The sequence below is a fragment of the Streptomyces sp. NPDC086077 genome, from assembly GCF_040686175.1.
GTDB lineage: Bacteria > Actinomycetota > Actinomycetes > Streptomycetales > Streptomycetaceae > Streptomyces.
This window is the reverse complement of the sequence record NZ_JBFBJT010000032.1, coordinates 1,851-14,764: the sequence shown is the minus strand read 5'-3', so window position 1 is coordinate 14,764 and position 12,914 is coordinate 1,851. Positions and strand designations below refer to the sequence as shown.

The following is a 12,914-nucleotide window of genomic DNA, read 5'->3' as shown; positions in this document are numbered from 1 at the left end:
GGATCGTACCGACCCCGGACCACCCCAGGCGAAATCAGTCCCCGCCGCAGGCCTCCTCGAAGAAGTCGGGGTTTTCCTGCAACGACTTCAGCAACTGGTCCCGCTCCACCTCGTCCACCTGCACCGGTACGACCCCGGAGGCGCCCGTCAGCCTGCGGAAGCCGCCGCGGCTCTCCAGCCGCCCGTGCACCCGCACCGGCAGCCCGACGAGGTGGGCCTGCCCGGCGATGCGGTAGTCCTCCTCGTCCAGGGTCAGCCGGACGTGCGGTATCTCGGCGCCGGCCAGCACCCGCAGCCGTACGGCCCCCGCGCCGCGCCGCTCCGACCTGCGCATCCGCACCACCTCGCCGGTGATCCGCACCGGCACGGACGGCTCCTCGCGCAGAAGGCGGGCCCCGGCCTCGCGCAGCACGGGCAGGTCGCCCGGCGAGAACTCGACGGCCTCGCCGCGCCCGGCCCCGCCCTCGGGCGGACCGGCGCCGGGCGCCCACTCGACGGCGACGCGGGCGCCCTCCGTACCCCGCACCAGGGCGACCAGGGACTCGGTCAGCTCGCGGCTCACACCGGCTTCCACGGCCCCGTCGAAGGCGTCCATGCCGCCGGTGGCGCGCTGGTAGTCGATGGCCTCGCGGACGGCGTAGAGGGCCTGGTGGAGGCGGACGGCGAGCGGGCGGGCCGGGTCGACGGGGACGAAGGCGGTGAGGCAGCTGCCGCCCGTCGCGGCGCCGACCAGGACGCTCTCCAGCATCACGGCGGCGGAGCGCCTGTGCCGGGCGCCGTGGTAGCCCGCACACGCGCGGGTGGCGAGCGCCCCTGCGAGCAGCGTCTGCCGGGCGGCGGAGCGCAGCTGCTCCTCGACGGTCCAGGACGCGGCACCCGCGGGTCCACTCGGTATGTCACGCCACCAGCGGATCTCGTCGCTGGGCACGCTCAGCCCGACGAGCACCTCGCGCGCGGACGGCATGGCGCTGCGGGAGAGGGCCAGGAGGGCCTCGGCGAGCAGGTCGTCGCTGTCGGGGAACGCCCGGCTCTCCGGCACGAGCAGGCTGGTGCCCCCCGCGCCGGGCCCGGGCGGCGTCCAGCGGCCGTAGCGTCCGGCGGCGCCGCCGCGGCGCTGCCAGCCGTGCCGGTGCAGCAGCGCGCCGAGCACGGCGGGGTCGACCTGGCCGGGCTCGGGCGGCTGCTCCCAGGGCTCGGGGTGGGGCCGTACGGCCCTCAGGGGCTCGTCGAGCGGGCGGTGCGTCATGGTCTGCCTCCCGTCCCGACCCGCGTCATGATCTCGCACAGCACCCGGTCGTCGAAGATGCGTGAGGTCGGTATGCGGACGTTGGTCCGGTGCCGGCCGGTGACGGGGTGGCCGGCGAGGTTGACCCAGTAGCAGCAGTGCCTGAGGTCGAGCCGGTCGTGGCTGGCGCGCAGCCAGTCGTCCTGCGAGCGCGGGACGAGCATCACGACGAGGATCTTGTGCACCGAGACCGGGGTGCGGGCGAGTTTCGCCAGGTGGTCGTTGTCGAGCGTGAAGGAGAAGAAACGGCCGGGCGGCTGGGGCGCGATCTGGTACGTGGCCTTGAGCTGCACCTTGATGGTGACCTCGTCGTCGATCGTGTGCCCGGGCGCGCTGTGACTGACGTGCCAGTCGATGCCGTTGTCCGGAAAGGGCTGGGACAGGGAGCAGCCGGCGGCGGCCGCGACGGCGTGCAGATAACCCACCTGCAACGTCTCCATGCAGGCGGTGGTGGCGAGTGAACCGCGATGGGGGCCCGGGCGTTCGGGCAGCAGCCCGCCCCGCTCGGGCTGCGCTATCGCCATGGCCGGCAGCCTTCCAAGCAAAGTGAATGTCCCCGCGTCGGGCCGCGCGCACGAAACGTGCCGCTGAACTGCACGGACCCGTACTTCTGTTGTCTCCCCCCGGCGTACGACGCAAACAGCCCGGGTATCACCAAACGGGCAGAAGACGGTGCGTCAGCTGCCGCGGGTGAACGAGGAGTTGTGTACGTATGACGTGCTGGTACGAGGGCCCTCTGGCGGCATTCGACACGGAGACAACAGGCGTGGACGTCGAGACCGACCGCATCGTGTCGGCCGCCCTCGTCGTCCAGGACGCCCCTGGCACGCGCCCCCGGGTGCACCACTGGCTGGTGAACCCGGGCGTGCCGGTGCCCGCCGAGGCGACGGCGGTGCACGGTCTGACGGAGGAGCATCTGACGCGCAACGGCCGCTGGCCTGCGCCGGTGATGCATGAGATAGCCACCGAGCTGGCCGAACAGGCAGGCACCGGGCGGCCGTTGGCGGTGATGAACGCACCGTTCGACCTGACGCTCCTGGATCGCGAGCTGCGCCGGCATCGCGCTTCGTCGCTGGGGCGCTGGTTCGAGTCGGTGCCCCTGCTGGTGCTCGACCCCCGGGTCCTGGACAAGCATCTGGACCGCTACCGCAAGGGGCGCCGCACGCTCACCGACCTGTGCGAGCACTACGGCGTCCCGCTGGACGGCGCGCACGACGCGGCGGCGGACGCGATGGCCTCGCTGGACGTCGTGCGGGCCATAGGGCGCCGTTTCGCGTCCCGGCTGGAACGCCTGTCCCCCGCCGAGCTGCACACCTTGCAGGCGGTGTGGCACGCGGCTCAGGCGCGGGGACTGCAGGCGTGGTTCGCGCGCAGCGGCAACGAGGAGGCCGTGGACCCGGCTTGGCCCCTGCGTCCGGGGCTCGCGGCGGCGGCCTGATCGGCCGCCGGACATGCAAAAGGCCGGTCCGCCACGGCGGACCGGCCTCTCCCGGTGGGCGATACTGGGTTCGAACCAGTGACCTCTTCGGTGTGAACGAAGCGCTCTCCCACTGAGCTAATCGCCCGGGAACGCACTGAACAATACAGGTGCCCCCGCGTTTCCTTCAAACCGCTTGGGGATCGCGGCCCAGGTAAGCCAGCAGGCCTCGCCGTCCGGCCCGCATCATCAGCCAGTGGTTGACGCGGAACACGGGCCGCCCCGGCACGGCCAGCCGGCGCAGCAGGGACTTGTTCACCACCACGACCTGGTCGTAGCGGGCGAGGCACCCGTTCCCCGCGGGGGTGACCGTCCAGCGTGCCCAGCCCTCGATGTCACCGGTCATCGCGATCTCCAGCACCCCGGCCCCGGGATCCCGGCGCACCTCGCGCGCGGTGAAGGTCATGTCGTACGGGAGCAGCGAGCGGATCCGGATCACCCCGGTGGCGCCGTCGGTCCGCTCAACCTCACGCACCTGCCGCCACCAGCGCGGGTACTCCTCGGGCCGCTCCAGCACGGCGTACACGGCGGCGGGCTGGGCGGGCAGGGGCCACAGGCTGCGGAAGCGGTAGTAGGTCCAGTCCATGCGCCCGAGTCTGCCCCGACGGGGACGTTGGCGTCCGGCGTCTGAGTACGTTCTGAGTACGGGTACTCATGGCGTACGAGGTGGCCTGGACCACACTCCTGAACAAGCGCCGCCGCCCGTGCGGCGGCGCTCTTCGCACGCTCCCCGACGAGGGCGGGGGCATCCTGTCGCCGAGCAGCGCCAGGTTCTCGATGGCGGCGAGCCCGTACAGCGCGAGTGGTGCCGGTACCGCTCCTCCACCGCGACGGCGGCCGCCGCGACGGCCCCCAGCGCCGGCACCGCCAGCGGCGGGACGAACCAACCGGAACACACGACGACGACCAGCCCGCCGACGAGCAGGAAGGATCCGGCCGGATCGCGCAGGGTACGCCGCCCGGCACCGGCGAACAGCGCATGCCAGGAGGCCCCCGGCGCCCACCGCGCCGCCGCCCGCAACCCGGCGACGGTGACCCCGATAGCGCGCACAGCCCGACGGCCCCGACGAACGGCCCGCCCGGGATCCCGGCCCGCGCGGCCTGCACGTCCACCCAGACCGCGCCCGCCGCGGCCCACCCGGCGACCCCGACGAACCACCCGCGCCGCGCGGCCGCCCGGAAGTCCGCGGCGAACTCCCGCAGTCCGCCGCCCTCATGAGCGGTACGGCGGCGCAGATGCCAGGCGCCCGCGGCGAAGGCGGCCGGGCCGGTGACGACGCCGAGCGCGGCGACGGCGATCCACACGCCGGTGAGCAGGCACTCGGCGAACACCGCGAACCGCTCGGCCATGACGGACTCCCCGTGGGACTTCACGCGCGTTCGCACCATGGCCGTGTCAGCCCTTCAGACCGGAGGTCGCCATACCGTCGATGAGGTAGCGCTGGAAGGCGAGGAAGAAGAGGATGACGGGGAGCAGCGCCACGAGGGACATGGCGATCATGCCGCCGTAGTTGGCGACGCCCTCCTGGTCGCGGAACATCATCATGCCGAGGGAGACGGTGTACTTGCCGGGTTCGTTGAGGTAGATCAGCGGGCCCATGAAGTCGTTCCAGGCGTTGATGAAGGTGAAGATGGCGCTGGTGATGAGGGCGGGCCGGCACAGCGGCAGCATGATCGACCAGTAGATCCGCAGGTGCCCGCACCCGTCGATCCGGGCGGCCTCGTCGAGCCCCTTCGGCAGGTTCCGCATGAACTGCCGCTCCAGGGCGGCGAAGTACTCGTCCCACGTCCAGCCCTGCTCGGGCTCGACGCCGGCTTCTTCAAACACCTTCTCGCCTATGACAAGTGACATCGTGTTGGATCCGACGGGAATGCCGAGAAGCTTTCCGTCCACCTCGCCGACCTTGTCCACACCGGCCCGGAAGTTATCCATGCTCAGATTCCCGGCGTCGACCTGGGACTTGAGGTCGAGAAGGACGCCTCGCTTGTCGTACTTCCGGAGAAACGTGACGGAGTTCTGGAATACGTCGGGCGGATTTCCACCGGCGGCCTGCGTCTGGAACTTCTCCCAGAAGGCTTCTTCTCGAAGAGCGCGATGGTCCGGTTGATGCGCTTGGTCCGCTCCTCCGCGCCACACCAGGCGTAACGGATCGTCACCATCCCGTCGCCGGACCCGCCGCCGCCACCTCCGCAGCCGGCGGCCGTCAGCCCCAGCGTCGCCAGCGACACACCGGCCGCCTTGAGTACCGTCCGCCGCTCCGTGTTCCCGCCGCCGTGCATCGCAGAACCCTCCCATCCGCCTATGAATCGTTTCAAGTAAGCGCTTGCTGGCACAAGGTACGGAGGGGTCGGGAGGGCGTCAATGACGCGGGCAGACATTTCTCGGGCGCGGGGTCGCCGACCGGAGAGAACCGGTTGGGGCCGACCTCGGTCGGGGCCGTCGGCGTACGGACGGGCCGGGCGGCACCGCAGCCCTCGATGGCCGGGAAGTGCGGACACTCACGGTGACGACAGTGGGCGTGACACGACAACGGCCCACCTGCTGTCTCGCAGATGGGCCGTGTTCCGGGTGGGCGATACTGGGTTCGAACCAGTGACCTCTTCGGTGTGAACGAAGCGCTCTCCCACTGAGCTAATCGCCCGGGCGCAGGAAGTACATTACCCCATGTCAGGGGGTGCGGGTGACCACGCCGGACCACCCCCGCGCCCCGCGCCGTGGATCACTGGTCCTTGATCTTCCACGGCATCATGAAGCCGAACTTCCAGACGTAGAACCCGACGATCGCGGCCACGATCACGCAGCCGATCGACGTCAGGATGATGTTGCGCCGGCGCACCTTGGGGTCGAGAGCACGCTGTGCGGCCTCGGTGACCTTGCGTTTCGTCCATCGCAGCACCAACTGGGCCCAGACGAACTCGGTCGCCCAGATCGCCATGCCGCCGAAGATGATCACCCAGCCCGGACCGGGCAACGGCAGCAGGACGATGCCGGTGCCCACGACCGCGAGACCGACGAGGAAGACGCCCACCTGCCAGCTGACATGCAGCAGGCGCCGCGCCTTGATGAATTCCGGCGCGCGCGAACCGAGGGCACGCTCGCCCCGCGCTTCACGCGTCCCCGACTCGTCCGTAGCCACGGCAACCTCGCCAGGATTACTACTCCCCGTATTCATACGGCCAAACCCTACCCGAACGATTCCGGTCACCGGAATGGGCGTATCGGACGAAGTCGTTCTCGGCCGGAAGAGTTACGTAAACACACGCAAAACCCTCAGAGGGGTTTACAACGGCACCGTAGGTGGCATGTCGATTTCGCCGACGTGCGAATCCCCGAGCGCACACTGAGCGAAAGGCCCTGGCGCTTATGAACACCACGGTCAGCTGCGAGCTGCACCTGCGCCTCGTTGTGTCGAGCGAGTCCTCCCTGCCTGTCCCCGCAGGCCTGCGGTACGACACGGCCGACCCCTACGCCGTGCACGCCACCTTCCACACCGGAGCCGAGGAAACCGTCGAGTGGGTGTTCGCCCGCGACCTCCTCGCCGAAGGGCTTCACCGGCCCACAGGAACCGGCGACGTCCGTGTCTGGCCGTCGCGCAGTCACGGTCAGGGCGTCGTCTGCATCGCCCTCAGCTCCCCCGAGGGGGAAGCTCTGCTCGAGGCCCCGGCGCGGGCCTTGGAGTCGTTCCTGAAGCGAACCGACGCCGCCGTGCCGCCCGGCACGGAGCACCGGCACTTCGATCTTGACCAGGAGCTCTCGCACATTTTGGCGGAGAGCTAGGGCGAGACCACCACCAAGCCGCCCGGCCGTCCACTCGGGGAGACGGCTCGGGCCTGTCCGGCGGATCAGGTCGGAGCGAGCCGACGGCACTGATCGGCCACCGTGAAGCGTGCCAGGGCCCGTCTCCGGCAGGATCCTCCGGGCAGGCCCTCACGCGCCAGGACAACCGCATACGACACACACCGGCGCTGCCACCGCGTTTCCGCGGGGGCGGCGCCGGTCTGCGTGGCACCGGGTCTTCGCAAGCAGGGAGCGGCGTGTCCGCGCAGCGCCGTACGGGGACGCGGATCGACGGTGGGTGGGGCTTGCGGGGGTATGGACCACAGCTAGGTCCGCGGAGCTGGGGGGTGCACTGCCGCTGGCCGGTGGGGCCTGCGGGGCGTGGACGGTCGGTGGGCAGGTGGGACCGGAAGAGCCGCTGGGGCGGCGCGCGTCCAGAGCCGTTACGACTTTTGCGCGCCCGCGCGGCAGCGACGGATGCGATCCGGCGCTCCTGGGCTCTCGGGAACCGGGGCGCGTCCGGCGGCGTTCTAGGGGCAAGGGCGGGCCGGATGTCACCGGGGGCGGTGGGGCGGTGGCGGGGAGCCACTACCATCGGCCAGCATCGGCGGGCGTCCGCCCGACCATCAGGCCAGGGAGCGAAACGTGCTGATCACCCACGACACCCGGTGCGCGCTCGACACCGTGGTCGATCTGGTGAACACCGCACCGGAGGACGAGTCCACGCCGGACGGGCTGCCGGACGTCGCGGCTCTCACGGATTTCGTGCAGAACCACGAGATCAGCGATGTCGGGGTGCTCTCGGAGTTCGACCTCTCGGCGGTGCGCAGGATCCGTGGCCGGTTCGCCGGGATCTTCGCGGCCCCGGACGGCCGGGCCGCGGCCGGGATGATCAACGAGTTGATCGCCGCCGCCGGCACCACGCCCCGTCTCACGGACCACGACGGCTACGACTGGCATGTGCACTACTTCGCGCCCGGCGCGTCCGTCGCCGACCACCTGGCCGCCGACTGCGGGATGGCGCTGGCCTTCTTCGTGGTCGCGGGCGAGCAGGAGCGGCTGCGGCGCTGCGAGGCGCCCGACTGCCGGCGCGCCTTCGTCGACCTCTCCCGCAACCGCTCGCGGCGCTACTGCGACAGCCGCACCTGCGGCAACCGTCTGCATGTGGCCGCCTACCGGGCGCGCCGCAAGGAGGCGACGGGCTGACGCCCGCCCGGGATCACTGCAGCCGAGCCGATCGGTGGGACGTCGATGCCGACGCGGTTCCCGGCGGGTGGCGCCGGGGACCGCGCGTACGGCTCACAGCAGGAACAGATCGTGCAACGCAGCCATGAGCAGCAGACACCCGATCACCGCAAGGAAGATCATCAGCGGTGGCTGGGAAAGGGCGAAGAGACACCCGCGCGGCTCGTCCTTCGGCGGCGCGGCATCGCTCTGTGTCGTGTCCAGCATCTCGCGGCGATGATGACGCAGGTGGCGGCCATAACGCGATCAAGACGCACGAACATGCGGGAGTTCGCCGAATTCCGTGATCACCTGCACGTCTGTGGTGCGAGCCGGACAGCTTCCGATCATCCGGAGCGAGCGTTGGGTCGTTTCAGACGGTCGCCGCAGGATTCAGATGCCGTGCTTCTTGAGGATGGCCTCGATGTCGCTGAAGTCGTCCGTGGCGCCCGCACGGGGCGCGGCCTGCGGCTCGGTGCGGGGCTTGGCGGCCGGGCGGGCCGCCGGGCCGAGGGAGGGGGCCGAGGCCTGCGGGGCCACCGGGTCGTGCTGCGCCGCCCCGGCCACCGCGTGCCCCTTGCGGCCGCGTCGCCGCTCCACCGCCCGCGTGGAGAGGAACAGCAGCCAGGCACCGCCGAGCACACCGAAGCCCGCCCAGGCCACCGGGCTGAACGCGGTGTCCGCGGCCCACTCCACGACACCGGTCATGACCAGGCCGAGCGGGACCAGCGCATAGGCGGCGATACGGGTGGCGGTGAGGAAACGCCTGCGGAACGCCGACACCGCCGCGATGCCCAGGCCGGCCGCGGCGACGGCGGAACACACGGTCTCGGCGATCATCCGGTCCTCCAGGCAGCCTCGGGCGAGCGGTGCGCGTCGCCTCCTCCATCCTGCACCCGCCGAACCCCGCCAGGCCATGCCCCGCCCGGACATCAGGGACATCTCCGGGTCGGCTCCTCCGCAGGTGCAGGTGGGGCGTACGACTCGGGGGCGGGCGGGACGGGCGCGCGGCGCAGGGCAGTGTCGGAGCCGGGACCGGCCCGTTCCAGGTCAGCCGCCCGGCCGGGAGCCCGGGAGCCGATTGGGACCGGCGCGCCGGTGCTGGGAGACTGACGGCATGAACGACTCCTCCCCCGACCGCCCGGCGCCCGTCCTCGACGTCTGGTGCGAACTTCAGTGCCCGGACTGCCGCGGCGCGCTGGACGACCTCCGCGCCCTGCGCGCCCGTTACGGCGACCGGCTCGAACTGCGGCTGCGGCACTTCCCGCTGGAGAAGCACATGCACTCCTTCGCCGCCGCGCAGGCCGCCGAGGAGGCCGCCGAGCAGGGGCAGGGGTGGCCCTACGTCGAGGCGGTGCTGGCGCGGGTCGAGGAATTGGACCGCAAGGGGGAGACCTTCCTGGTCGAGGTGGCGCGGGAACTCGGCCTGGACGCGGAGGAGTTCGACACCGCGCTGATCGACGGCCGGCACATCCTGATCGTGGACGCCGACCAGGCCGAGGGCAAGGCGATCGGCGTGACCGGCACGCCGACGTACGTCATCGACGGCCGGCGGCTCGACGGCGGCAAGAGCCAGGAGGGGCTGCGCGAGCGCGTCGAGGAGATCGCGGACCGGCTGCTCGCCGGACAGGACTGACGGCCGGGACACTCAGAGCAGGTTCTTGTAGAAGGTGTGCCGCGTCGTCGTGTAGCCGAGGGACTCGTAGAGCCGCTCGGCGGGGGTGTTCCCGGCGAAGACGTTGAGGCCGAGGAGACGCCGGCCGGCCGCGATGGTCTGCCGCTCGGCGAGCAGCATGAGCGTACGGCCGTGCCCTCGTCCTCGATGTGCCGCGTCGGACTCGACGTCGTAGACGTAGGCCGTGTCGTCCTGGAACGCCACCCACAGGGTCCCCACCCGCGTGCCGTCGTGTTCCAGGACGCTGAACCGCATGTCCGCCGTGGCCACCCCGTCCGGCAGGAGCCGCTCGTGGTCGCCCTGCGCCTTGGCGTACGCCTCGGCCTCGGGCACCCCCCGCTCGATCCAGGTACGCGCGTACCGTTGCGACTCGTGCTCCAGCCAGATGGCGTAGTCGGCCTCCGTCATGGGCCGGGCGTGGCTGCCGGCGGGCAGGTCGGGCGGGGTGTCGCCGAGATGCTTCTCCATGCCGCGGTTGCGCGGGACGTAACCGAGTGCCGACAGGAGCCGCAGCGCCGCCTCGGCGCCGCCGGGGGCGGACGCCTCGATCTGGCGGCAGCCCCAGCCGCGCGCCACCTCCTCCGCGGCGAGGGCGGCGACCGTGCCCCGTCCGCGGCGGCGGTCCGGTTCTTCGATGCGCAGGTCGAGGATCCGCGCCACCGAGTCGCCGAAGGCGGGTGACGTGCCGAGATGTACCGCGCCGACGGGACGGCTGTTCACGCACACCCGGTAGTGGCGGGAGCGCGTCCCGTCGGCCGCGCGCTGAAGCGGCTCGGTCGGCCGCAGGGTGGTGGTCATCAGGGCTGTTCTACCCGGTCCTGACCTCCAGGTCCGCCGAATTTCCCAGGGTTCTACGGATCGAGGTCGTTGCCCGCCCGCTCGTCGAAGATCCGCATGGCCTTGGCCGTCACCGGGCCCGCGGCGCCCGGCAGTTCGCGGCCGTCGACACGATGGACGGCCTGGACGTCGCGCAGCGTGGACGTCAGGAAGACCTCGTCGGCCCGCTCCAGCACGTCCTGCGGCAGGTCGGTCTCCTTCGCGCCGGTCCACTCGGCGCAGAGCGCGCGGGTGATGCCCGCGAGGCAGCCGGAGGCGATCGGCGGGGTGTGGATCTCGCCGTCGAGGACGACGAAGACGTTCGAGCCGGTGCCCTCGCAGAGCCGGCCGACGGTGTTGGCGAACAGCGCCTCGGATGCGCCCTGTTCGTGCGCGCGGGCCAGGGCGACGACGTTCTCGGCGTACGAGGTGGTCTTCAGGCCGGTGAGGGCGCCACGCTCGTTGCGGGTGAAGGGGACCGTGATCACGGCGGTGGAGTCCGGGCGGCGCCGGGTCTCACCGACGGCGACGACCAGGGTCGGGCCATGCTCACCGCGGTCGGAGCCGAGCGGGCCGTGGCCGCCGGTGTAGGTGAGGCGCAGCCGGCCCAGCGGCATGGGGTTGGCGTCCAGCACGGCGGCGCAGGCGCGGCGGACCTCGTCGAGGTCGGGGTCCGGCAGGCCCAGGCCGCGGGCCGAGCGGGTCAGCCGGTCGAGGTGGCGGGTGAGGGCGAACGGTGCGCCGTCGACCGCCTTGATGGTCTCGAAGACGCCGTCGCCCACGGTCAGCCCGTGGTCGAAGACGGAGACACGGGCGGATTCGGCTTCCTGGAGCCCGCCGTCGAGCCAGATCTTCACTGGTCCCCACCTCACATTTCCGTGCCGGGGACCTGGCTGCGGCCGGGCGTCCGGGGGGCGCCCCCGGACGGACACAGCACGATCACAGTCCCTCTCCACTCACCTCGTACGCCCCCGACGCTACCGCGAGCAGCCGGGATGCCTTCAGTTCGGTCTCCCGCCACTCGCCCTCGGGGTCCGATCCCCAGGTGATCCCCGCGCCGGTCCCGAAACGCAGCAGGCCCTCGGCACGGTCGAACCAGAAGGTGCGGATGCCGACGGCGAGCTCACCGGTCCCCCGGTCGGCGTCGACCCAGCCGATGCCCCCGCAGTACGGTCCCCGGGGAGCGGTCTCCAGCGCGTCGATGATCCGCAGGGCGCTCGACTTGGGCGCGCCGGTGACCGAGCCGGGCGGGAAGGCGGCGGCGAGCAGCTCCGGCCAGCCCGCGCCGTCGCGCAGTTCACCGCGCACGGTGGACACGAGGTGGACCAGCCCGGGATGCTTCTCCAGCGCGCACAGATCGGGGACGGTCACCGTGCCGGACGCGCAGACGCGGCCGAGGTCGTTGCGGACCAGGTCCACGATCATCACGTTCTCGGCGTAGTCCTTCTCCAGCAGGTCCGCCTCGGTGCGGCCGGTGCCCTTGATCGGACCCGACTCGACCACTCGCCCCGCGCGGCGCAGGAAGAGTTCGGGGGACGCGGTCGCTATCTCCACTCCGTGCGCGGGCAGGCGGATCGTTCCGGCATAGGGGGCCGGGTTGCCGCGGGCCAGCAGCGCGGTGAGGGCGTCGGGGTCGGCGTCCCGGGCGATGGGCGCCGACAGGACGCGGCAGAGGTTCGCCTGGTAGACCTCGCCGGCCGCGATGTGCCGCCGTATCCGGCGCACTCCCGCCGTGTACGAGGCGCGGTCGAGGGACGAGGTCCAGTCTCCGACGGCCGGGCCGCGCCACGCGTCCGGGGCAGGTGAGGGCACCGGCTCCTCCCTCACGTCCGCGAAGCGCGCGCAGGTCAGACGGCCCTCGAAGTCGGCGGCGACGGCCCAGAAACCAGTGGAGTCGAGGGCCGTGGGGTCGCTGGTGACATCGAGGAGTCCGCCGGCGACGCGGTCGCCGAAGCGGGCGAGAGGTGGGAGGTCGAGCACGTTGTCGAGTCTATGGCGGGTGTCTCGCGAGTGGCCCGGCCGTGTCCTTCTGGACGGTCCGGCCTCGCGCGTGACCAGGCACAGCGCAGCACGCTGCACAAACGCGTTTTTGTACTGGCCCCGGAATCCGCTAGAGTTCAACACGTCGCCGGGACGCGTGAGCCGACCGAAACGACAGGCGGACGTAGCTCAGTTGGTAGAGCGCAACCTTGCCAAGGTTGAGGTCGCGAGTTCGAACCTCGTCGTCCGCTCGCAGGAAGAGGGGATCCTCCCGGTTCCCTACACTCCTGGTGGAGTGGCCGAGAGGCGAGGCAACGGCCTGCAAAGCCGTCTACACGGGTTCAAATCCCGTCTCCACCTCCAAGGACGATTAGCTCAGCGGGAGAGCGCTTCCCTGACACGGAAGAGGTCACTGGTTCAATCCCAGTATCGTCCACTGGATCTTCTCGAAGATCCCTACCCGCGCGATTAGCTCAGCGGGAGAGCGCTTCCCTGACACGGAAGAGGTCACTGGTTCAATCCCAGTATCGCGCACGCAGTGCCCACGATCGGCTCCCTGGAGTCACATCCGTGGTCCCGAGGACGATTAGCTCAGCGGGAGAGCGCTTCCCTGACACGGAAGAGGTCACTGGTTCAATCCCAGTATCGTCCACACACCGAAGCCCCCGGCCGTCTCGCA

Annotated in this window: 13 protein-coding genes, 7 tRNA genes and 3 pseudogenes; 9 read left to right on the top strand and 14 right to left on the bottom strand. The window is 71.3% G+C overall.

What is annotated here, in order from left to right:
* Window positions 1-34: 34 nt before the first annotated feature.
* The gene (locus AB0O67_RS12395) at window positions 35-1,246 is read right to left on the bottom strand and encodes a hypothetical protein (RefSeq protein WP_365448983.1); all 1,212 of its coding nucleotides are present in this window, start codon (window positions 1,244-1,246) and stop codon (window positions 35-37) included.
* Window positions 1,243-1,809 (bottom strand): DUF4365 domain-containing protein, encoded by a 567-nt coding sequence (locus AB0O67_RS12390; protein WP_365448981.1) that lies wholly within the window; start codon window positions 1,807-1,809, stop codon window positions 1,243-1,245. The genes AB0O67_RS12395 and AB0O67_RS12390 overlap by 4 nt, the downstream gene beginning before the upstream one ends.
* A gap of 188 nt (window positions 1,810-1,997) precedes the next feature.
* Here AB0O67_RS12390 and AB0O67_RS12385 point away from each other — a divergent pair, with 188 nt between their 5' ends.
* Window positions 1,998-2,723 carry a 3'-5' exonuclease gene (locus AB0O67_RS12385; protein ID WP_365448978.1) on the top strand — a complete coding sequence of 242 codons (726 nt, stop codon included), beginning with the start codon at window positions 1,998-2,000 and terminating at the stop codon, window positions 2,721-2,723.
* A gap of 55 nt (window positions 2,724-2,778) precedes the next feature.
* On the opposite strand, the gene AB0O67_RS12380 is transcribed toward AB0O67_RS12385, so the two are convergent.
* The 7 genes and pseudogenes from AB0O67_RS12380 to AB0O67_RS12350 all read right to left on the bottom strand — a co-directional run bounded on the left by AB0O67_RS12380 (window position 2,779) and on the right by AB0O67_RS12350 (window position 5,935).
* A tRNA-Val gene (locus AB0O67_RS12380) sits at window positions 2,779-2,850 on the bottom strand.
* Window positions 2,851-2,889: 39 nt separating this feature from the next.
* Window positions 2,890-3,348, bottom strand: a complete 459-nt coding sequence (locus AB0O67_RS12375; protein ID WP_365448976.1) for an SRPBCC family protein — start codon at window positions 3,346-3,348, stop codon at window positions 2,890-2,892.
* Window positions 3,349-3,570: 222 nt separating this feature from the next.
* Window positions 3,571-4,151 (bottom strand): annotated as a pseudogene (locus tag AB0O67_RS12370) (hypothetical protein); the annotation flags it as partial.
* A 7-nt stretch (window positions 4,152-4,158) separates the two neighbouring features.
* Window positions 4,159-4,518, bottom strand: a pseudogene (locus AB0O67_RS12365) (carbohydrate ABC transporter permease); the annotation flags it as partial.
* Between the two features lie 3 nt (window positions 4,519-4,521).
* A pseudogene (locus AB0O67_RS12360) lies at window positions 4,522-5,042 on the bottom strand (extracellular solute-binding protein); the annotation flags it as partial.
* Between the two features lie 290 nt (window positions 5,043-5,332).
* A tRNA-Val gene (locus AB0O67_RS12355) sits at window positions 5,333-5,404 on the bottom strand.
* 78 nt (window positions 5,405-5,482) lie between these two features.
* Window positions 5,483-5,935: a TIGR02611 family protein gene (locus AB0O67_RS12350; protein ID WP_365449061.1), complete on the bottom strand. Its 453-nt coding sequence runs from the start codon at window positions 5,933-5,935 to the stop codon at window positions 5,483-5,485.
* A gap of 191 nt (window positions 5,936-6,126) precedes the next feature.
* On the opposite strand from AB0O67_RS12350, the gene AB0O67_RS12345 reads away from it, so the two are divergent.
* Window positions 6,127-6,540 (top strand): SsgA family sporulation/cell division regulator, encoded by a 414-nt coding sequence (locus tag AB0O67_RS12345; protein ID WP_004002642.1) that lies wholly within the window; start codon window positions 6,127-6,129, stop codon window positions 6,538-6,540.
* Window positions 6,541-7,185: 645 nt separating this feature from the next.
* A complete protein-coding gene (locus AB0O67_RS12340; RefSeq protein WP_365448974.1) occupies window positions 7,186-7,746 on the top strand; it encodes a CGNR zinc finger domain-containing protein in 561 nt (186 codons plus the stop codon).
* A 93-nt stretch (window positions 7,747-7,839) separates the two neighbouring features.
* On the opposite strand, the gene AB0O67_RS12335 is transcribed toward AB0O67_RS12340, so the two are convergent.
* Together AB0O67_RS12335 and AB0O67_RS12330 are read right to left on the bottom strand one after the other, a co-directional pair.
* A complete protein-coding gene (locus AB0O67_RS12335; protein ID WP_189699665.1) occupies window positions 7,840-7,992 on the bottom strand; it encodes a hypothetical protein in 153 nt (50 codons plus the stop codon).
* 165 nt (window positions 7,993-8,157) lie between these two features.
* The gene (locus tag AB0O67_RS12330) at window positions 8,158-8,604 is read right to left on the bottom strand and encodes a hypothetical protein (RefSeq protein ID WP_365448972.1); all 447 of its coding nucleotides are present in this window, start codon (window positions 8,602-8,604) and stop codon (window positions 8,158-8,160) included.
* Window positions 8,605-8,881: 277 nt separating this feature from the next.
* On the opposite strand from AB0O67_RS12330, the gene AB0O67_RS12325 reads away from it, so the two are divergent.
* Entirely contained in the window at window positions 8,882-9,400 is a 519-nt protein-coding gene (locus tag AB0O67_RS12325) for a DsbA family protein (RefSeq protein ID WP_365448970.1), read from the top strand.
* Between the two features lie 12 nt (window positions 9,401-9,412).
* Here AB0O67_RS12325 and AB0O67_RS12320 read toward each other — a convergent pair whose 3' ends face one another.
* The 3 genes from AB0O67_RS12320 to AB0O67_RS12310 all read right to left on the bottom strand — a co-directional run bounded on the left by AB0O67_RS12320 (window position 9,413) and on the right by AB0O67_RS12310 (window position 12,235).
* Window positions 9,413-10,237 carry a GNAT family N-acetyltransferase gene (locus AB0O67_RS12320; protein ID WP_365448968.1) on the bottom strand — a complete coding sequence of 275 codons (825 nt, stop codon included), beginning with the start codon at window positions 10,235-10,237 and terminating at the stop codon, window positions 9,413-9,415.
* Between the two features lie 53 nt (window positions 10,238-10,290).
* Window positions 10,291-11,112, bottom strand: coding sequence for an aminodeoxychorismate lyase (locus AB0O67_RS12315; RefSeq protein WP_365448966.1), 822 nt, complete (start codon window positions 11,110-11,112; stop codon window positions 10,291-10,293).
* 82 nt (window positions 11,113-11,194) lie between these two features.
* Complete coding sequence (locus tag AB0O67_RS12310) at window positions 11,195-12,235, bottom strand: chorismate-binding protein (RefSeq protein ID WP_365448964.1); 1,041 nt, start codon at window positions 12,233-12,235, stop codon at window positions 11,195-11,197.
* Between the two features lie 178 nt (window positions 12,236-12,413).
* On the opposite strand from AB0O67_RS12310, the gene AB0O67_RS12305 reads away from it, so the two are divergent.
* The 5 genes from AB0O67_RS12305 to AB0O67_RS12285 all read left to right on the top strand — a co-directional run bounded on the left by AB0O67_RS12305 (window position 12,414) and on the right by AB0O67_RS12285 (window position 12,887).
* Window positions 12,414-12,486: transfer RNA gene (locus AB0O67_RS12305), tRNA-Gly, on the top strand.
* Window positions 12,487-12,524: 38 nt separating this feature from the next.
* A tRNA-Cys gene (locus AB0O67_RS12300) sits at window positions 12,525-12,598 on the top strand.
* A 1-nt stretch (window position 12,599) separates the two neighbouring features.
* Window positions 12,600-12,671: transfer RNA gene (locus AB0O67_RS12295), tRNA-Val, on the top strand.
* Window positions 12,672-12,697: 26 nt separating this feature from the next.
* Window positions 12,698-12,769 (top strand) — tRNA-Val (locus AB0O67_RS12290).
* A gap of 46 nt (window positions 12,770-12,815) precedes the next feature.
* A tRNA-Val gene (locus AB0O67_RS12285) sits at window positions 12,816-12,887 on the top strand.
* Window positions 12,888-12,914: the final 27 nt, after the last annotated feature.